Origin of the sequence: Micromonospora coriariae (assembly GCF_900091455.1) — a bacterium.
Taxonomy (GTDB): Bacteria; Actinomycetota; Actinomycetes; order Mycobacteriales; family Micromonosporaceae; genus Micromonospora; species Micromonospora coriariae.
On sequence record NZ_LT607412.1, the window covers coordinates 2,680,308 to 2,699,048 of the forward strand.

General features: G+C 71.4%; 16 protein-coding genes and 2 tRNA genes. 12 read left to right on the plus strand and 6 right to left on the minus strand.

Translation table 11 applies throughout. The features are described 5' to 3' along the window. The first annotated feature begins 140 nt into the window (after positions 1-140). On the plus strand, positions 141-4,592 hold the full coding sequence (locus tag GA0070607_RS12580) for a cation-translocating P-type ATPase (RefSeq protein ID WP_089021816.1): 4,452 nt from the start codon (positions 141-143) through the stop codon (positions 4,590-4,592). 62 nt (positions 4,593-4,654) lie between these two features. Next, the gene (locus GA0070607_RS12585) at positions 4,655-5,455 is read left to right on the plus strand and encodes an MBL fold metallo-hydrolase (RefSeq protein WP_172899020.1); all 801 of its coding nucleotides are present in this window, start codon (positions 4,655-4,657) and stop codon (positions 5,453-5,455) included. An 87-nt stretch (positions 5,456-5,542) separates the two neighbouring features. On the opposite strand, the gene GA0070607_RS12590 is transcribed toward GA0070607_RS12585, so the two are convergent. Further along, positions 5,543-5,962, minus strand: coding sequence for a CBS domain-containing protein (locus tag GA0070607_RS12590; RefSeq protein ID WP_089018379.1), 420 nt, complete (start codon positions 5,960-5,962; stop codon positions 5,543-5,545). Between the two features lie 165 nt (positions 5,963-6,127). On the opposite strand from GA0070607_RS12590, the gene GA0070607_RS12595 reads away from it, so the two are divergent. From GA0070607_RS12595 to GA0070607_RS34110, 5 genes are all read left to right on the plus strand, one after another. Further along, on the plus strand, positions 6,128-6,328 hold the full coding sequence (locus tag GA0070607_RS12595) for a hypothetical protein (RefSeq protein ID WP_089018380.1): 201 nt from the start codon (positions 6,128-6,130) through the stop codon (positions 6,326-6,328). A gap of 50 nt (positions 6,329-6,378) precedes the next feature. Beyond that, on the plus strand, positions 6,379-6,954 hold the full coding sequence (locus tag GA0070607_RS12600) for a TetR/AcrR family transcriptional regulator (protein ID WP_089018381.1): 576 nt from the start codon (positions 6,379-6,381) through the stop codon (positions 6,952-6,954). 50 nt (positions 6,955-7,004) lie between these two features. Next, on the plus strand, positions 7,005-7,793 hold the full coding sequence (locus GA0070607_RS12605) for an SDR family NAD(P)-dependent oxidoreductase (RefSeq protein ID WP_089018382.1): 789 nt from the start codon (positions 7,005-7,007) through the stop codon (positions 7,791-7,793). A 441-nt stretch (positions 7,794-8,234) separates the two neighbouring features. Beyond that, positions 8,235-9,428 carry a hypothetical protein gene (locus GA0070607_RS12610; RefSeq protein ID WP_197701255.1) on the plus strand — a complete coding sequence of 398 codons (1,194 nt, stop codon included), beginning with the start codon at positions 8,235-8,237 and terminating at the stop codon, positions 9,426-9,428. A 461-nt stretch (positions 9,429-9,889) separates the two neighbouring features. Then, positions 9,890-10,384 (plus strand): transposase, encoded by a 495-nt coding sequence (locus GA0070607_RS34110; protein WP_089018383.1) that lies wholly within the window; start codon positions 9,890-9,892, stop codon positions 10,382-10,384. A 17-nt stretch (positions 10,385-10,401) separates the two neighbouring features. Here the strand turns inward: GA0070607_RS34110 and GA0070607_RS33325 are convergent, their stop codons facing one another. Next, positions 10,402-11,004, minus strand: a complete 603-nt coding sequence (locus tag GA0070607_RS33325) for a CGNR zinc finger domain-containing protein (protein WP_172899021.1) — start codon at positions 11,002-11,004, stop codon at positions 10,402-10,404. A 55-nt stretch (positions 11,005-11,059) separates the two neighbouring features. Between GA0070607_RS33325 and GA0070607_RS12625 the strand changes: the two genes are divergently transcribed. From GA0070607_RS12625 to GA0070607_RS12645, 5 genes are all read left to right on the plus strand, one after another. Beyond that, positions 11,060-12,367 carry an MFS transporter gene (locus tag GA0070607_RS12625; RefSeq protein ID WP_157743141.1) on the plus strand — a complete coding sequence of 436 codons (1,308 nt, stop codon included), beginning with the start codon at positions 11,060-11,062 and terminating at the stop codon, positions 12,365-12,367. Next, positions 12,364-13,299, plus strand: coding sequence for a GNAT family N-acetyltransferase (locus GA0070607_RS12630; RefSeq protein WP_089018386.1), 936 nt, complete (start codon positions 12,364-12,366; stop codon positions 13,297-13,299). The genes GA0070607_RS12625 and GA0070607_RS12630 overlap by 4 nt, the downstream gene beginning before the upstream one ends. A gap of 645 nt (positions 13,300-13,944) precedes the next feature. Further along, complete coding sequence (locus GA0070607_RS12635; protein ID WP_089018387.1) at positions 13,945-14,448, plus strand: NUDIX hydrolase; 504 nt, start codon at positions 13,945-13,947, stop codon at positions 14,446-14,448. A 597-nt stretch (positions 14,449-15,045) separates the two neighbouring features. Further along, on the plus strand, positions 15,046-15,741 hold the full coding sequence (locus tag GA0070607_RS12640; RefSeq protein ID WP_089018388.1) for a hypothetical protein: 696 nt from the start codon (positions 15,046-15,048) through the stop codon (positions 15,739-15,741). Positions 15,742-15,750: 9 nt separating this feature from the next. Continuing rightward, on the plus strand, positions 15,751-16,338 hold the full coding sequence (locus GA0070607_RS12645; RefSeq protein WP_089018389.1) for a TetR/AcrR family transcriptional regulator: 588 nt from the start codon (positions 15,751-15,753) through the stop codon (positions 16,336-16,338). A gap of 714 nt (positions 16,339-17,052) precedes the next feature. Here GA0070607_RS12645 and GA0070607_RS32330 read toward each other — a convergent pair. From GA0070607_RS32330 to GA0070607_RS12660, 4 genes are all read right to left on the minus strand, one after another. Next, the gene (locus GA0070607_RS32330) at positions 17,053-17,514 is read right to left on the minus strand and encodes a hypothetical protein (RefSeq protein WP_157743142.1); all 462 of its coding nucleotides are present in this window, start codon (positions 17,512-17,514) and stop codon (positions 17,053-17,055) included. Between the two features lie 811 nt (positions 17,515-18,325). Continuing rightward, positions 18,326-18,401, minus strand: a tRNA-Ala gene (locus tag GA0070607_RS12655). 45 nt (positions 18,402-18,446) lie between these two features. After that, positions 18,447-18,575 (minus strand): DLW-39 family protein, encoded by a 129-nt coding sequence (locus GA0070607_RS33330; RefSeq protein ID WP_208869723.1) that lies wholly within the window; start codon positions 18,573-18,575, stop codon positions 18,447-18,449. Between the two features lie 43 nt (positions 18,576-18,618). Beyond that, positions 18,619-18,692 (minus strand) — tRNA-Ile (locus GA0070607_RS12660). Positions 18,693-18,741: the final 49 nt, after the last annotated feature.

Below are 18,741 nucleotides of genomic sequence, written 5' to 3' on the forward strand. Positions count from 1 at the left end.
CAGCTGCTCGCGGGGCATAACGGACGGCAGGCCGGGAAGCCAGGCCGCCGGACGCGAGGCGGCGGGAGGGCGACGATGGGCGTGGGCAGGTGCAGCAGCTACGGGGAGTCGGGCCGGCGTCCGTCCAGTCGTACGCCTCGATGACGGCGGCGGGCCGCGCCGTCGGCCGTCTCCTGCCGTCCTTCGGCGTGCCGAATCTGGTCGGCGAGGCATCCCGGACCGTGGGCTCGGCCGCGACCCGGTTGGCCCGGACGGCCGGCCTGTCCCGGCGCCGGATCTGGTCCCGGCCCGGCCGGCACCACATCGAGGTGCACGGTGTCTGCCAGGACGGCGGTGACCGGCTGGCCCGGCAGGTGGAGGGCGCGCTGGAGCGGCTGCCCGGGGTGGCCTGGGCGCGGGTCAACGCGCCGTCCGGCCGGGTGGTGGTGGCCGTGCAGGCACCCGAGCCGAAGCTGCGCGACCTGATCGCCACTATCGCCCGGATCGAAAAGACCTGCGACCACGAGCCGGACCCGGAGATCCCGCCGCCGCACCCACCGGAGGAGGGGCCCCGAACTCCCCGCACCCTCGGTGCGCTCGCCTCGGACGCGTTGGGCCTGACCATCTCGGCGGCCACCCGGATCCTGCCGTTCGCGCCGGTGCCCGCCGAGGTGGCCGGGCTGCTCGCCGCGGTGGACCTGCAACCCAAGCTGCACGCGCTCGCCGCCCGGGGCCTACGCGCCGATCCACGCGCCGACATCCTCTTTCCGCTCGCCGAAGCGGTGGTGCAGGGCCTGACCGGAGGCTGGGCCGGGATAGTCCTGGACGGCGCGCAACGGATCGTGCAGTGGGGCGAGGCGCGGGCGCAGCTCACCGCGTGGGAGCGGGCCGAGCCACGGCTGACCGGAGACCCGGAACGCGCGACAGCCCGTTGGCCTGTGGACGAACGCCCGCGGCCCAAGCCGGACGGCCCGGTCGAGCGGTACATCAACCGGATGCTGGCCGCCGGCGCGGCGGCTGCCGCGGCCGCGACACCCTTCGCGGGACCCAAGCGCGCCGCCGCGCTGGGCCTGTCCGCCCTGCCCAAGGCTCCGGGCAGCGGACGCGAGGGGTACGCCGCTCAGCTCGGCCGGATTCTGGCCCGGCGCGGCGTGATCGCGATGGACCGCAGCGTGCTGCGCGAGCTGGACCGGATCGACACGCTGGTGTTGGACGCCGCGGTGCTCGGCTCGAACCGGGGCGTGCTGGCCGACCTGGCCCCGGCGCGGGGAGTGGACGTCGAGCAGGTGGCGGAGCAGGCGTTCGCGCTGTTCGACCCGGCTGATCCGTCCGGCTCACGGGCGGCGGACGGCTGGCGGATCGGGACCCTGGACCAACTGTCCTCCGGCGACCCGGATGACATTCCGGACAGCGATCGGCTACGCGCGGCCGGTGGTCAACTGCTCGGCCTGGTCCATGACGACCGGCTCGCCGCGCTGCTCCGGGTCGAGCCGGAGCCCGCGCCGGGTGTCGACGGCCTGACCGCCGCGGCCCGCGAGGCCGGCCTGCGGCTGGTCGTGGCCGGCGGTGACGAGCAGCGGTACGGCTTCGCGGATGCGATGCTGCCCGGCGGGGACCGGCTGACCGACTCGGTACGCGCGTTGCAACGCGACGGGGCGGTGGTGATGCTGGTGTCCGGGGACCGGTCGGCGCTCGGCGCGTCCGACTGCGGCCTCGGGGTGTCGGCCCAGGAGGAGCTGCCGCCGTGGGGCGCGCACCTGCTGGTCGGCGCGGACCTCCGGACGGTGGCGCTGCTGGTGGAGGCGACCGGGGTGGCCCGGCGCATGACCGAGCAGAACATTCGCCTGGCCCTGGCCGGCGCCGGTCTCGGGGCGCTCGGCGCGTTCACCGCCGCCCCGGCCCAGTTGCCCGGCCGGTCACTGGGCGCCGTGAACGGCGCGGCCGGGCTGGCCTTCGCGCACGGCGTCTGGCGGGCCCGGCGGCTGCCGGACCGGTCGGACACTCCGGCGCCGGTGGCGACCGCCTGGCACCTGATGCCGGTCGGTGCCGTGTTCCACCGGCTCGACACCGGGCCGGACGGGCTGGACAGCGCTGAGGCGCAGCGCCGACAGGACGGGCAGGGCCCGAGCGGTGGCGACGCATCCGGCAGCGGAGGTCTGCTGCGTGCCTTCGTGGACGAGCTCGCGAACCCGCTCACCCCGGTGCTGGCCGCCGGCGCGGTGCTCTCCGCGTCGTTCGGCTCGCTGGTCGACGCCGCGCTGGTGGGCAGCGTGGTCGGCGGGTCCGCCCTGATCGGGGCGGTGCATGAGCGCAACACCGAACGGTCGCTGGCCGAACTGCTGTCCCGTTCGGCGGTGACCGCCCGGGTCCTCCGCGACGGTGCCGAGCGGGTGGTCGCCGCCGAGGACCTGGTCCTCGGGGACGTCATCACCGTCGAGCCGGGTGACTCGGTGCCCGCCGACTGTCGGGTGCTCGAATCGGTGGGGCTGGAGGCGGACGAGTCGTCGCTGACCGGCGAGTCGCTGCCGGTCGCCAAGACCGACCGGCCGGTGGTCGCGGCCGCCGTCGCCGACCGGCATTCGATGCTGTACGAGGGCACCACCGTCGCCGCCGGACACGGCACCGCCGTCGTGGTGGCCACCGGCGCCGACACCGAGGCCGGGCGCAGCCTGGCGCTGGTCCGGCAGGCGCCGCCGACCAGCGGGGTGGAGGCCCGCCTGGGCTCGTTGACCAGCGCCGCCATCCCGTTGGCCGCGGGCTCGGCGGTGGCGGTGGCCGGCGCTGGCCTGCTCCGGGGCGTACCGCTGGCCGAAACGGCGGCGACCGCCGCGAACCTCGCCGTGGCGTCGGTGCCGGAGGGGCTGCCGTTCCTGGTCAGCGCAGCGCAGCTGGCTGCCGCCCGACGGCTGGCCGAGCACGGCGCACTGGTCCGCAACCCGCGCACCATCGAGGCGTTGGGTCGGGTGGATGTCCTCTGCTTCGACAAGACCGGCACCCTCACCGAGGGTCAGTTGCTGCTCGCCGGCGTCGGCGACGGCGTCGGCGACCGGTACGCGCCGGTGGACCGGCTCGACGATCGCCTTCGGTTGACGCTGGCCACGGCGCTGCGGGCCACCCCCGCCGCAGCCGATCCGGAGGAGTTGGCGCTCCAGACCGACCGCGCGGTCCGGCGGGGCGCCAAGGTGGCCGGAGTGGTGGAGCAGACCGGCGCCGCGGGCTGGCGGGCCGCCGGCGGGCTGCCGTTCGAACCGTCGCGCGGCTACCACGCGAGCATCGGGGAGACCGACGGTCGCCTGCTGTTGAGCGTCAAGGGCGCCCCGGAGACGGTGCTGCCGCGCTGTTCGACACGGCGCACCGACGGCAGTCAGCAGCCGTTGGACGACGCCGGGCGCGCGGAGCTGGAGCGGATGCTCGCCGACCGGGCCGGGGCGGGCAACCGGATCCTGGCCGTCGCCGAATGCCAGGTAGACGACCCGCAGGTGACCGACGGGGACGTCCGGGACCTGACCTTCGTCGGTTTCCTCGCCCTCGCGGACGGGGTGCGGGAGAGCGCCGCCCCGGCGGTACGCCGGATCCGGCAGGCCGGCGTACACACCATCATGATCACGGGCGATCATCCCGCTACCGCCGAGGCCATCGCCGCCACCATCAGCGAGCACGACGAGCAGCGGGTGGTCACCGCGGGCGAACTCGACCAGCTGGACGACGAGATGCTCGCCGAGCGGTTGGCCAACACCGACGTGGTGGCCCGCTGCACCCCCGCGCACAAGGTGCGGATCATCCAGGCGTTGCAGAAGTGCGGGCGGACCGTGGCGATGACCGGTGACGGCGCCAACGACGCCCCGGCGATCCGGCTGGCCGACGTCGGAATCGCCCTCGGCCAGCGGGGCACCCCGGCGGCCCGGGCCGCCGCCGACCTGGTGGTCACCGACGACCGGCTGGAGACCATCATCGCCACCCTGGTCGAGGGGCGGGCGATGTGGTCGTCGGTGCGGCACGCGCTCAGCATCCTGGTCGGCGGCAACCTCGGCGAGATCGCGTTCAGCGTGCTCACCGCCGCCGCGACCGGACGTTCCGCGCTCACCGGACGGCAGTTGCTGCTGGTCAACCTCCTCACCGACCTGGCACCGGCGCTCGCCATCGCGGTCCGCCCGCCCGCGTCGGACCGCACCGACAGCCTGCTGCGGGAGGGCCCGGACGCGTCGCTCGGGGAGACGCTCACGAGGGAGATCGGGCTGCGCGCGGCGGCCACCACGCTGGGCGCCACCACCGGCTGGACGTTGGCCCGGTACACCGGCCGTCGTCGGCGGGCCGGCACTGTCGCGCTGGTCTCCCTGGTGGGCACCCAACTCGGCCAGACGATCCTGGCCGGCGGCACCAGCCCCGCGGTGCTGGCGTCCACTGCGGCGTCGCTGGGGGTGCTGGTCGTGGTGGTGCAGACGCCGGGGGTGAGCCAGTTCTTCGGCTGCACCCCGCTCGGGCCGGTCGGCTGGACCATCGGGGCCGGGTCCGCGCTCGGCGCCACCTTCGCCAATGGCGCGCTCACCAAACTGGTGGAGCACCTGCCGCAGGCTCGACCCGACGGCGGTGGAGCGAGCGGATCCGAGGGCTGACCGCCCACCCGCGCATGCCCGCCCCTCGCCGGGGTACCGCAGCACGGGAGGAGGTGGTCACGGTGACGGAACAGCCGCAGGTGACGTTCATCGGCACCGCGACGACGGTGCTGCGGATCGGCGGGTTCACCCTGCTGACCGATCCGAACTTTCTGCACCGGGGCCAGCGGGCGTACCTGGGCAAGGGCATGTGGTCGCGCCGGCGCACCGACCCGGCACTGTCGATCGCCCAACTCCCGGAGCTGGACGCGGTGGTCCTTTCCCACCTGCACGGCGACCACTTCGACCGGGTTGCCCGCCGCCACCTGGCCCGCGAGCTGCCCATCGTCACCACCCCGGCCGCTGAACGGAAGCTGCGTCGCTGGGGATTCCGGGCCGCGGAGGGTCTGCCGACCTGGTCGTCCCGGGAACTGCACAGCGATGGTACGACGCTGCGGCTGACCTCGATGCCCGGCAAGCACGGCCCGGGCGCCCTGGACCGGCTGCTGCCCGACGTGATGGGCACGATGATCGACGTGGAGCGTGCCGGGCGGCGCGAGTTCCGGCTCTACGTCACAGGCGACACGCTGAACCGGCCGCTGCTCGCCGCCGTCCCGGAGCGGTACCCGGACATCGACGCGATGCTGATCCACCTCGGCGGCACGAAGGTTGCCGGGATCCTGCTCACCATGGACGCCCGGCAGGGCGCCGACCTGGTGGAGCTGGTTCGGCCGAAGTTGACCGTGCCGATCCACTACGACGACTACGGGGTGTTCCGCTCACCGCTGGCGCACTTCGTGGACGAGGCCCGACGCCGGGGATGGGCGGCACAGGTACGCACCATCGGCCGCGGTGAGACAGTCCCCCTCACCTCACCCTCCTGACCGCCGGTGGCTGCGCGATCGAGGCAGGCACCGGCACACCGATCGCCGCCACCGCTGACCGGTGACGGCGCTCGATGACGGACGAGGTCAGCCGCGCTCGGAGATGGCCTCGATGAGATCACCCACGGGGCGTTCCGGCAGGGACCGGGCCACATCGGCCACGGCCACGATGCCGACGAGCTGATGCCCGTCGATCACCGGCAGTCGGCGTACCTTGTGCTGACCCATGGTCCGCAGGATCTCGGCAGCGTCGTCGTCCGCGCCGATGGTCACCGCCTCACCCTGGGCCAGTTCGCCGGCGGTCACGTTGGCCGGGTCGCGGCCCTCCGCCAGCACCTTCACCACGATGTCGCGGTCGGTCAGCATGCCCTTGAGCCGGTTGTCGTCACCGCAGATCGGCAGCGAGCCGACTCCCAGCTCGGCCATCCGCTTCGCGGCCGACTTCAGGTCGTCCTGCTCGCGGACGCAGCTCACGTCGTTCGTCATGATTTCGCGCGCGGTCGGCATTGGCCTGACACCTCACTTCCGGGGGGGGGTTGTTGCCGTTCCTCCTACCCCGACCGCCCTCGACCATGCGAACCGGCCGGCGGCTCACCGCTCCGGGCCGTGCGCGCAGTTCGACCTCTTGGCAGCTCGCTTCGCCGGTCGCTTCCCGCTCATGCCCTGCCCATCGTGCTCGTCGCCCAGCCGTGGCGGTTCGACGTCTCCCCGTGCGAAGCCGGAGATCCCGACACGACCCTGTTCGTCTACACGACCGAGGCCGGGTCGCCCTCGCGGCGGGCCATGGATCTCCTGGCGAGTTGGACCGCCCCCGACAGTGGCCTCAACCGGGAGCAGCAGAGTCGACGCCATCCGGACTCCGCCACGGGGTGACTGCCCGCACAGTTGTGGACTGATCAGTTCCTTACCTCTATGGTTGCGGCATGGGCAGGCCGAGGACGTTCGACATCGACGCGGCGGTGGACCGCGCGATGGAGCTGTTCTGGCGACAGGGCTTCGAGGGCACCTCGACGGAGGATCTCGTGGCGGGGCTCGGAATCGCCCGGGGCAGCCTCTACAAGGCGTTCGGATCGAAGGAGCAGCTCTACGCGCTGGCGCTGCGCCGTTACTGCCAACGCCACGCGGCAGGGCTGCTCGAGGTGTTGGACCGGGCGGAGCAGGTGCGGCCGGCGATCCGGGCGGCGCTCCTGGAGTTGGTGGAGGTTGATCTGGCCGATCCGGAGCTGGGCTGCCTGGTGGTCAACGCGGCCACGGAGCGCGCTGCGCACCCGGACACGGTGCAGCAGGTGTCCCGCACGATGGGCCAGATCGAGTCGGCCCTGGCGGGAGCGTTGGAGCGGGCCCGGGTCCGCGGGGAGATCGCGGCGGACAAGAAACCACGGGAGCTGGCCCAGTTCCTGACCACGTTTCTGCAGGGTCTGCGAGTGATGGGCAAGGCCCGCGCGGATCGGGCGTTCCTTGACAACGCCGTGGAGGTCGCCATGGGCGCCCTCGACTGACTTTTTGCTGCCCGAATTAGGAACTGATCAGTCAACAATTGGGAGTGATAGTGAATCTCGAACTGCAGGGCAAGGTCGCCATCGTCACCGGTGCGAGCAAGGGCATCGGACTGAGCACCGTGGCGGCGTTGCTCGACGAAGGGGCGCACGTGGTGGCGAACAGCCGCACGAGCACGCCGGAGCTCGACGCCCAGGTCGCGCGCGGCGCCACCGTGGTACTGGCCGACATCACCGACGCGGATACCCCGCAACGGCTCGTCGACGCCGCACTGTCGACGTACGGGCGCCTGGATGTGCTGGTCAACAACGTTGGCGCCGGCAGCGTCCGGTCCGGATTCCTCGACGTCGACGACACCGAATGGGCGCGCGTGTTCGACGTGACGTTCTTCAGCGCCGTACGCACCAGCAGGGCCGCCCTGCCCGCCCTGCTGGACAACGGCGGGACGATCGTCAACATCAGCAGCATCAATGCCAGACTGCCGTTTCCGATGGTGGTCGACTACTCGGCGGCCAAGGCGGCGGTGGCCAACCTGACCAAGACCCTGTCGGAGGAGTTCGCCCCACGTGGTGTGCGGGTCAACGCCGTCTCGCCCGGCCCGGTGCGGACCCCGTTCTGGACCGGACCCGACGGTTTCGCACACGCCGTCGCGGCCGGCGCGGGGGTCACCGCACAGCAGGCGCTCGACGAGGTGGTGCCGCAGAGCATGGCGATCAGCACCGGCCGGATCACCGAGGCCGGCGAGGTCGCCGACCTGGTGCTTTTCCTTGCCTCCGCCCGCTCCGCCAACACCACCGGCGCCGAGTTCATTCTCGATGGCGGCCAGGTCAAGACCCTCTAGCCACACCTGCCCCTCGGGACGTGGACATCCCGGCCAGGCAGCGGACGACAGGAAAGGCAGCCGCCCATCAGAACATGATGGGCGGCTGCTCTCGTCAGCTCGCTGTTCCGAACGCGGGCCCGCGGCATCATCGGCACGGTCAGCGCCGGAGCAGGACGAACCCTCCCCCGGGCTGGGAACGCTGGCTCGCCCCGCACCCGCAGCCGATACCAACCCCGACCTGCGGATCCGGCGCGGCCGCCCGGGCGCAGATGAATGAGTCGGCCCCTACCGGGGACTAGCTGGACCATACCGATCGAGACGGAAGGCGGCGATGGGCGTCGACCGGGACTGCACCGAGGTGGGGGACGACTTCCTCCGGGTCATCCGTACCGTGTTGGCTACGGCGCCAAGGACCGGCGCCGCGCCCGGGGGAACGGCCGAGCCGGCTCCGGGAGTGTGGTGACCGGGCGCAGGTCCGTGGTCGTGGGCGTCGTGGCCGCCCCCGGAGTCGCGGCCGACCTGGCGCGGGAGGCCGCCACGGAGCTCGCCGACCGGCTCCGCAACCGGGTCCCGGAGGTCGACTGGGCGGTACGCCTCCAGGTGGCGCGGCTCGTCGAAGGGCCAGCCGACCTCGGCCAGCTCATCGAGGCAGCCCGGCGCTGGATGCTGGCCGAGGGCTGGAGTCTGGTTCTCTGCGTGACGGACCTGCCGTTGCAGACCGCGCGGCGGCCCGTGGTCGCGCACGCCAGCACCACCCACGGCGTCGCGGTCCTTTCCATGCCCGCGCTCGGCCTCGTCGCCGTGGCCCGGCGGATGGCCGAGGCCGGCGACCGGCTCTTCGCCGCACTGCTCGGCGATACCGACGCGGTCGGCGACCCGGTGCGGGCCGGCCCGCGCCGCCGGCGCCTGGCCACCAGTCGGCGGGCCCGGGAACTCGGCGCGCGCGTGAACCCCCAGGCGTCCGGCATCGGCCTGCTGGCCGGGGTGATCGGCGGCAACCTGCGGCTGCTGCTCGGCATGCTCCGGACGAACCGACCGTGGCGGCTGGCCGTCCGGCTCTCTCGGCTGCTGGTTGGTGCCTTCGCGACCGCCGTCCTCGCCCTGGTGACCGCCGATATTTGGCAGTTGTCGGCGGCCGTGGGCAACCTGCGGCTCGGCCTGCTCGCGGCCGGCTCCGTCCTGGCGGTGGTGCTGACCATGATGCTCGGCGCGCGCCTCTGGGAGCGGGTTCCGCGCGACTCGGGTGCCCGGGAGCAGGTCGTCCTCTTCAACGTGGTCACCGTGCTCACTGTGGTGATCGGCGTCCTCGCGCTGTACGTGGCGCTCGCCGCGCTGACCATCATCGGGGCGATCGCCCTCGTCCCCTGGGACCTGCTCGCTGAAGCTACCGGCCGACCGGCCGGCATCGCCCACCAGGTCAAGCTGGGCTGGCTGGCCAGCTCGCTGGCGACGGTCGGCGGCGCGCTCGGCGCCGGACTGGAGTCCGACTCGGCGGTACGGGAGGCGGCGTACCGCTATCAGCCCGACACCGAGCTGACCGGCGAGCAGGGTGGGCCGAACCCAACCGGCGGGGCCGGACCGAGACCTAGCAGCGAGTCCGGGTCGCCGCACAGAGACAGGTCTGAGCCGGAGCGGAACCACGAGGCCGGCTGACGGCCCTGGTCGGCGCTGTGTTCAGGACCCACGCCCGCTCGTGCCCGCTGCCCCCTGCGGCTCATCGCCGCCTTCGTGGTCGGCGTGGTGCTTGGCGGCTTCGGTGTCAGCCAACTGCGAGACTCGCGTGATCAGCGGGAGCGCAGCGCCGTGGTCGCATTCGTGGCCTTCCCTCAATCGGCAGACTCTGGAAACGCAGCCTCCAAGGGGTCCGTCCGACTGCCCGGGTATTTGGCGTTGGCCAACGCCGACCCCGGGCCGATCACCGTTCGTGGGGTTCTTGCAGAGAGGCCGGGCGTCGTAATACACACCATCGGATCGCCCCGGCTGTTACACCCTGGCAGCACCGGTCAGCTCGCGGTCGAGCTGTGGTTCGAGTGCTCGGTCGCACGCCTCCAGCGAGAGCCGCTGCCGCTAGGGTTGTCAGTCGAGACCGATGATCCTGGTCACCGGCGCGAAACGTGCAAGACCGCGACGCTGCCCGACCCCTGCTCTGGGCGCTACACGCCTGTTTCCCAGGCATCCGTCTGATCTGGGCCGACTCGGGCTACGCCGGCAAACTCGTCGACTGGGCCGCCACCCACCTCCGACTCACCGTCCAGATCGTGGCCAAACTCGCCGGGCAGACCACCTTCGTCGTCCTGCACCGCAGATGGGCCGTGGAACGCACCTTCTCCTGGATCAACCGGTGCCGACGCACCGTCCGCGACTACGAACGGCTACCCCAACACCACGCCGCGATAGTCCAAATGGGCCATGATCACCATCATGACCCGCCGCCTGGCCCGACACCACACCGCCGCGCCACCCACGCCCACTGCGCCATCGACCGCCTGAACCCCTCGGACCGGCCCACCTGCCATCCCGTATGCCGTCGACTCGCCCCAGCCCGCACCGGGGAGCACCGGCAAGGCCCCGCTGATCAAGGCGACACGCAAGTCACCGATCAGCCGTGATAGCCGTCCGGCGTCGCTCATTCGACGGCTTCGCGCTGGCGCCGCCGGTAGACACGGTTCTTGTTCCGTGCCCCGCACAACTGCATGGTGCACCAGCGGCTGGAGCCGTTGCGCGACTGGTCATAGAAGACCCACCGGCAACTGTCTGCCTGGCACACCTTCAGCCTGGAGAGCGTGCGGTCGGCGTCGCCGAAGGCCAGCGCCACCAGGATCGCCGCGAGCGCCCCGGACAGCCCAGTGCCCGTGGGAGCGATGGTGAACCGCTCGCCGACCACGACCGCGAGCGGCAGGTCGGCCGCGGCTTCGGCGAGCACGCGGCGGCCCCGCTCCCGGCGGTCGAGTCCCGGTGACTCGTCCTGCGGGCCGGGCCGACCGTGGTGTGCCGGGACGCTCAGCAGGTCACGCAACGCCTCCCGGAAACGCAGCGCACGCCCTACGTCGTCGGGTCCCAGCCCTCCTTCGCGGACCGCGTGGCCCTTCGCGGCCAGCCAGGTGGTCAGGCCACCGGGGTCGGCGAGGTCGTCCCAGCCGCCCTCGAAGTCCACGCTGTTGCAGAAGTCCTGTACGAGGCGGAGCCGACCGGGTGCGGGGCGACGCGCATCGGCGTCCTCAGTAGTCACAGATACCAGCATAACCAGTTGACCGGCATCGCCACGCATGATCTACTCCTCGGCGATGCCAGTGAAAACGTTAAGCAGGTATCGGCCTCCATGGACCGATGTCGAGCCGCTCCCGGCCTCGCACCAGCTCCCGCCCGGATTCGGCCTGCTCTGGGCCGGCCAGGGCGTCAGCGAGTTCGGCACCGCGATCGCCGGGCTCGCCCTGCCGCTCCTCGCGGCGCTGCACCTCGGCGCGGATTCCGTACAGCTCGGTTGGCTCGGCGCGGCCGCGATGCTGCCCTGGCTGCTCGCACTGCCGATCGGCGCCTGGATGGACCGGGTGCCGGCGCGGCCGGTCATCGTCACGGCCGAACTCACCCGCGCCGCGGCAACCCTGCTCATCCCGGCCCTGTGGCTCGCCGGTTCGCTGTCCCTGTCGCGGTTGTACCTGCTGGTCGCGGTGATCGGCCTGGCCCAGGTGTTCTTCGAGACCGCCTGGGGCACCGCGCTGCCGCGGATGGTGGGCCACGGTGCCCTGCTCGCCGCGCACAGCCGCCTCGAATCGGTCCGATCGGCCACGTCGGTCGGCGGACCGGGGGTCGCGGGCCTGCTGATCCGCGCCGTCGGCCCGGCCGCCGCCCTGGTCGTCGACGCACTGAGCTATCTGGTCAGCGCCGCCACGGCCTGGCGAGCACTCCCGCACGGCCCGGCGACGGTCGGCGACCAGCCCCGTGAGCCCCTGCTCACCGCCATCCGCGCCGGGCTCACGGTGATCACCCGGACGCCGATGTTGCGGGCGATGGCGCTCCAGGCCACGATCTGGAACTCCGTCACCGGCGCCACCCAGGCACTGTTCATGCTCTACGCTCTGCGCGTACTCGGCCTAGGCCCCGGCGGCATCGGCGTGCTGCTCATGATCGGCGGCATCGGCGCGCTGCTGGGCTCGACCACCGCACCCATGCTGCTACGGCGGCTCGCCTTCGGACCGACCTACATCGTGCTGGTCCTCGTCGCCTGCCTGGGTACGCTCCTGACCGCGGCGGTCACCCGACCCCTGCCGGTGGCGCTGGCGCTGGTCGGCGTCGGGGAGTTCCTCGTCGGCGTGGGCATCGCGGTCACCCGGGTGCAGGCCGTCAGCCTGCGCCAGACCATCACCCCAGCCCCACTGCTGGCCCGCATGCTGGCGACGTACCGGCTGCTGGCCTTCGGCACGGTTCCGCTCGGCAGCGTTCTCGGCGGTTTCCTGGGTGGAGCGCTCGGCCTGCGCGCCGCCCTGCTGCTCATCGCCATCGCCGGGGTGGCCGCCGCCGTCCCGCTCCTGCTCTCCCCGATCCGCACCCTGCGTACGCTTCCCCACACCAGCACCGAAGGGCCCCTCCTGTGACCACGATCCGCATTGCCCACTCCGACGAGATCCCCGGGCTCGTCCAGTACCCGAACGATGCCGAACGCAACGCCGCGACCGGCACGTACCTGACCGACCTGCTCAGCAAGGGCTGCACCCGGCCGGAGTGGTGCCTGGTGGCCGAGGACGACGGCCGACTGGTCGGCAGTGTCGTGCTGTGGACCATGCCCGGTAACGAGATGCCCATCGACGTGGTGCTCCTGGAGGCCCCCTGGGACGACCCCGACCTGACCATCGGGCTCGCCCTGCTCGCGGAGGCGGCCACCCTGGCCAGGACACTCGGTGCCACGGAACTGGGTCACGTGGTGGACTCACCGGCCCAGGCACCACAGTTCCAGCGCCATCCCGAGGAGCACGCGGAACTGCTGCGCCGGGCCGGATTCACCGTGGCCCGCGACGGCCGGCGCTTCCGCTGGCTGGCCGGCGGGGAACTGCCCGCGCAGGACGGGCGGCTTCGGTTCCGGTCCCTCGCCGAACTGGGCCCCGAACCCTTCGTCCACCTGTTGGAGACCCTGCTCGCGGAGACCGCCGACGCGCGGCTGACCGAGGACGTACGGCGGCACGGCCTGCGCAAGGCCGCGGAGCTGCTGTTCGAGGAGTCAGCGGAATTGGACCACGAGCCGCAGTGGTGGGAGATCGGGTACGACGCTGACGGCACCCAGGCCGTGATCAGCCTCCCGGCGCACAGCCCCGCCTTCCCCGTGATCGGCTTCGTCGGTGTCGCTCCCGCGCACCGGGGCAAGGGCTACAGCTCGTCGGTCGTGGCACGGGGAACGGCGATCCTGGCCGAGAACGGCGCCACCGAGATCCGGGGCGACTGCGACGTAGAGAACGTCGCGATGTTCAAGGGCTTCCAGCGCGCCGGTTACGACAACTTCGCCAACCGGATGGAGTTCACCCGCCCGCTCTGACCCGTACCCCGCGACGCCGCCGGGCTGCCCTGGTCCGGCGGCGTCTACGCCGTGTGGCTGTCCCGCCGACATCGCTGCCAGAGCGCCGAGGTCAGGCCGGATCCGGACCGATCCGTACGGCACCACCTGATCGACCTGCTTCACCGAGGAAGAGATCGCCGCCCTCGACGCACGGAGTCACCGGGTGGCGCCGGCGGATCGGTCCCACGAGGCGACTGACCCGCCGACCACCACGCTCCCCGGCCTGGCGACCTCGCGGCGCATGCGGACCGCGTCCCGGGACCGAGCCCGAACGCGCGCTCGGCGGCCAGCACTTCGGTCAGGCCCGGAGTGATCTCCTCGTCGGCCAGTCTCCGGAACCACAGCGGGCGTGGGGCCGGCGTTCCACGGCACCGCCCGGAAGGTCGTCAACGTGCCTGCCGGCAGAACTCGACCAGTGGCCCAGGCGGCGACGAGGTCCAGCAGCAACCGGCCGATGCACGCAGATGCCGCTCACCATGCTGGGATGGTTCACTGGGCGATGGTCCGTCGGTTGATACGCGACATGTGTCCGCCAACTGATCTGCGACAGCCAACGACGCTGCGCTGGCCGGTACACCCGTAACCGGGTAGACGGGCTGGCTCGGCAACGGGCAGCATCGCGCGGTGCACATCGCAACGGACGGGGAAGCCGTCGACATCATCACGGCTGGCGACCACTGGCAGTCCTCCTGGTATCCGCCGTCGAACCTCCCCGCTGGCGTTCCACATGGATCGACCGGGGTCTGCGCGGTCGGTGGTCATGTGATCCTGGTCAGCGGTGACGGCAAGTACTGGCAGTTCCCGGGCGGACGCCCGGAGGCCGGCGAGGACTGGTCCGACACCCTGGCCCGTGAGGTGAGCGAAGAGGCGTGCGCGACAGTGCTCGGCTGTCGATTGCTGGGCTTCAGCCGCGGGGTGTGCATGAGGGGGCCAGAGCAGGGTCTCGTGCTCGTGCGGGCCCTGTGGCGCGCCGATGTCCGCCTAGACGCGTGGACGCCCGAGCACGAGATGGTCGAGCGTCGCCTCGTCCCTCCAGAAAGCGTGTGGGATGCGTTGTCTGTTCCGACCGGCTGGGAGCCGATTTACCGCCGGATCTTGATCGAGGCAGGTATCCCGGCTGGTCAATAGCCTTCTAGTTCGGCCTCGGGCTAGCGGCGTGCAGTGGGCCAGCGTGGCGTCGTCGTGGGTCTTGCCCCGTGGCCACTTCCTGCCGTGCGGATCGCTGGCTTCCGCTGCTCGGACCTGTCGGGCACACTCCGGCGGATTTCCACGATTCGGTGCGTCGGGTGTTCAGCGGGTCTGCTGACGATTCGCTGACTGCGAAAGACGCACTTCGATCCGAGGAAGATCGGCCGACGGGGGAGAACAGGTCGTGACCTGGTCGGATGGTGTGGTGGAGCCCAGGGGACTCGAACCCCAAAAACGCGATCATGGGACATCGGGGGTGTAGGCGGCCTTTGACCTGCTGTCACCTCGGATCGACTTCCGTTGCCTGACACCACTTTGCGGCCTCAGGTGGTCCCGATGTGGTCCCGATGATCTTGCCGATCGAGGCGGCCCGAGCCGGCGCCGTCCGCCTGGTCCTGGTCCTCGACGGCTCGGTCAAGTCCGCCCCGGTGGCTCCACGCGTGGCTCCCAAAGGCCCCTCGTGGGGCGACTTGACACGCGAGGTTAATGAGCCTAACTTTTAGGTTAACTCCACTAACAAGCCGTCAGGAGCTGGTCATGGCCATGCTGTCGTCCCTTACCAACCTCGACGCCGCCGCGTCACGGCAATCCACCTCGACGCCGCCCCGGCGGCGCGTGGCCCCCGTGCTCGCCGGCGTCGGCTACTCGCTCGCCTGGATCGCCGGCCTGACCGTCGCGTCCGCCTCCACCGACGTGACCTCCACGGGCGCGGCGCTGGTGGCGGATTCCGCCGGCCACGAGGTCGCCTCGATCACGCAGTACGTGCTGACCGAGGGCGTCGCCGCGGTCCTCCTGGCCGTGGTGGTCGTGCTGCTGGGCCGGGCCGTGGGCGAACACCGAGGTTCCCGGCTGCTGACCGGCACGGGCCTGGTCGCGGCCGGCATCTCGCTGGTGCAGTGCGCGCTGGGCGTCACGCTCGCCGGCTGGGCGGCGCCCGGAGGCCATGCCGACGTCGCCGGGGCGCTCTTCGAGACGGTCAACCGGCTCGACGGGCTGAAGATGTTTGTGCTAGCCGCGATGGCGCTGGCAGGTGCCGGCCTGGCCCGGCGCGCCGCCATTCTGCCCCACTGGTTCGGGTACCTCGGACTGGCGCTCGCCGTCACGCTGGTCGCCTCCGGCGTGGGCTATCTGTTCCTGATGAGCACCGCGGCGCTGGCGGCGTACGTGTCGTTGCCGTTGCTGCTGGTCTGGGTGACGACGGCGGGCCTGCTCGTGCGTCGGACCGGTCGGTAGGCTGCGGTAATGCCCCGTTCGGGTCTGACCCGCGACCGCGTGGTCGCACAGGCCGCGACGGTGGCCGACGAGGTGGGCTTCGACCGGCTCGCTCTGGCCACTGTCGCGAAGCGACTGAACGTCTCCCTGCCCGCGCTCTACAAGCACATCGACAGCCTGGCCGGGCTGCAACGCGACGTGGCCGTGCTCGGCGTGCGGGAGCTGACCGTAGCGATCTCCACCGCCACGGTGGGCCGGTCCGGTCGCGACGCCCTGCACGCGGCGGCACGGGCGTACCGCGAGTACGCGCTCGCGCATCCCGGCCGCGCCGCCGCCGCCGTCCGGGCACCGGACCCGGCGGACGCCGAGCACCTGGTCGTCGGGCGGGCGGCGGTCGAGGTGCTGATCGCCTTGCTGAGGGGCTACGACATCACCGGGGACGACGCGATCCACGCGGTACGCGCGATGCGCGTGGTCCTGCACGGGTTCGTGACCCTGGAGGCGGCCGGCGGGTTCGGGCTGCCGCAGTCCCTCGACGAGACGTTCGACCGGCTGGTCGATTCCCTAGACGCTACGTTCCGCGCCTGGGCGGCTGGCGTGCCGACGAAACCGTCGTAGCCGTCTGCGGGTAGGCGTCGAGCAGTCCCTTCGGTGCCAGTCCTGGCGCTGTTCTGGGCCGCGTTCACGATCCTCGAAGGACAAGGTGGGGCGCCCTACCGGACGAGTCTCAATGGCGGTTGTCAAGCGGCGGCGCCGGCGGCAGGAGTGGCCTGGGGGTTAGAAGAAGATCGCGGATGACTGGTTAGGGCATCGCACCCCTGTTCGACCCGTCCGTGGTTGTCGGGCATCGTCGGCCACTGCCGCTGTCCTTGGCTGTATCGATGGCTGTATGACCGGCCGGCGCTGACCGTCTGATCCGTAGATTCCCAAGAGCATGCCAAGGCCGTCCGATGCCGTCCGCCTGGTCCTGGTCCTCAAGCGCTCGGCAACTCGATCGGTCCCGTCCCGTCCGGTCCAGTCCGCCCCGGTGGCTCCCCCGCGTGGCTCCCAGACTGTCAGCTTGGGAATTGTCGATCCCCGCCTGCCTGCTGGGTTGGCGGCCTGCTCTCGTCGGTCTTCGTGGCCTCGGCCGGCCCCTGCTGTCCTGGCTCAATGGCACGCTAATGGCACATGTGTGGTCCTCGCCGATGCACCGCATGATCAGCTTGCGCTTTGAACACGATCGGATCGGGGCCGGGCCGTCGATCCGGCGATCCGGCGATCCGATGGACCCGAGGAACCGGGCAGGCGCCTGGGCCGTCATAGCCTTTCGTGAAGTCCCGGACGCGACGCCTACTCATCTCGGGTGCCCTTGCCGCTTTCGTGGCGGTGGGGATCCTCGCCACAGGTCATCACTACGTTTGGTGGGGACCCGAGCCACCACGCGATCCGGACGCGCTCGTACTGCGGATCCAGTTCGTCCAGGGCATGGGGCCCCAGTCCATTCGCCCGGTCCCCGACATTTCTGTATACGGGGACGGGCGCGTACTGACCACGGCGACCGAGTTCGCCGAGTTCCGCTTCCGGGAAGTCGTCAAGGATCAGCAGCTCACCCGTCTGGCGTACCGCCGGGTCTACCGCGACGCCCACCTTGCCGGGCTGTCCAAATCCCGTACCTTCGACAGCGACGCGCAGTGGCCTGACGCCGGTCCCACCGTAGTAACGCTCCTGGCCGGCGATGGGCAGCACGTCTCCACCCTGGAACCAGGCGCCAGCGGCACGCGCGTCTGGCTGATCAAACGGCTTGCCGATCACCTGCGATCCCTGCCACGAAGCGACCTCGTACGCCCGCCAGTAACCTACAGGCCGACGCGGATGGCGATCGTGGCGTGGCAAGCCGGGGAGAACTCGTCCGAAAGCTCACCCAACGGGCGGACCCAGGTCACGCCATGGCCACTCTCGCCGATCGCGGCAGACCAGCAGCCAAGTTGCACTCTTCTGAGGGGAACCGACGCTGAAGCCGCTGCGCGACTCGCCGACTCAGCCTCACCTGACACGCGATGGCGCAGCGGCATGCACCTTTACACGATGGCTCTCCGGCCGTTGTTGCCCGACGAGACCGACTGTACGGCGGCGATCCGATAAGCAAGACCGCCGTCACCCCCACCGCCGGCCCCGTGCCAGACCTCAAACCCAGATCGACGTACATCGGATCCTGCGGGCACAAGCGAAGCCTCGCGCACTGGGCCCCGTGTGCGGGATCTCCTCTTCGGGCAAGTCGTAGACCGTCCAGCCTCCCAGGCATAAGGGGGTCGCCAGTCTGCCCCCATCCCCGGATAGGTGCCAAGGACTGCGGCGCCCGGTCGGTGTCACGGGTGGCCGCAGGCCATCGGCGTGCCGACGCGCAGCGCCCTTGACGCCGGCTGGGCGGCGTAGAGAATCGGGTACCCGGGGATGGGTCACACCCCGGTCCTCGTCGTCGTCCGAACGCGGTCAGTGTCCCCGAGATTCAGGGGCAAGCAGCTCTGCTGCGGGCCGCCCTCGGCCGCCGGGACCATCGGTAACGTGGTCCCGATGTGGTCCCGACGATCTTGCGGCGTGTCCCGCCGCAGGTCAGAGGCAGTATTGGTGGAGCCCAGGGGACTCGAACCCCTAACCCCTGCCTTGCAAAGGCAGTGCTCTGCCAGTTGAGCTAGGGCCCCGTGGGCGGCGGCGGCTTCGCCGATCGTTCGCCGCCAAGCCGGACGTCAGCGCAGGTCGGGCGCGGTGGTCGCCTCGTGCCACAGGGCGCGCTCGTCGTTCGAGGCCTTCACCTTGTTGAACACGACGGCGGCCACGCCAACGACGCCGGCCAGAATCAGCAGCTTCTTGAACATTGGGGACACCCCTCGCGCTCGACTACCGTCGGACGACGTGCGGTGGGGCTAGCTGGAATCGAACCAGCGACCTCAGAGTTATCAGCTCTGCGCTCTAACCGACTGAGCTATAGCCCCGTGTTGCGACGAGCAAGGTTAACCCATCCGCTCAGCCGGCCCCAAATCG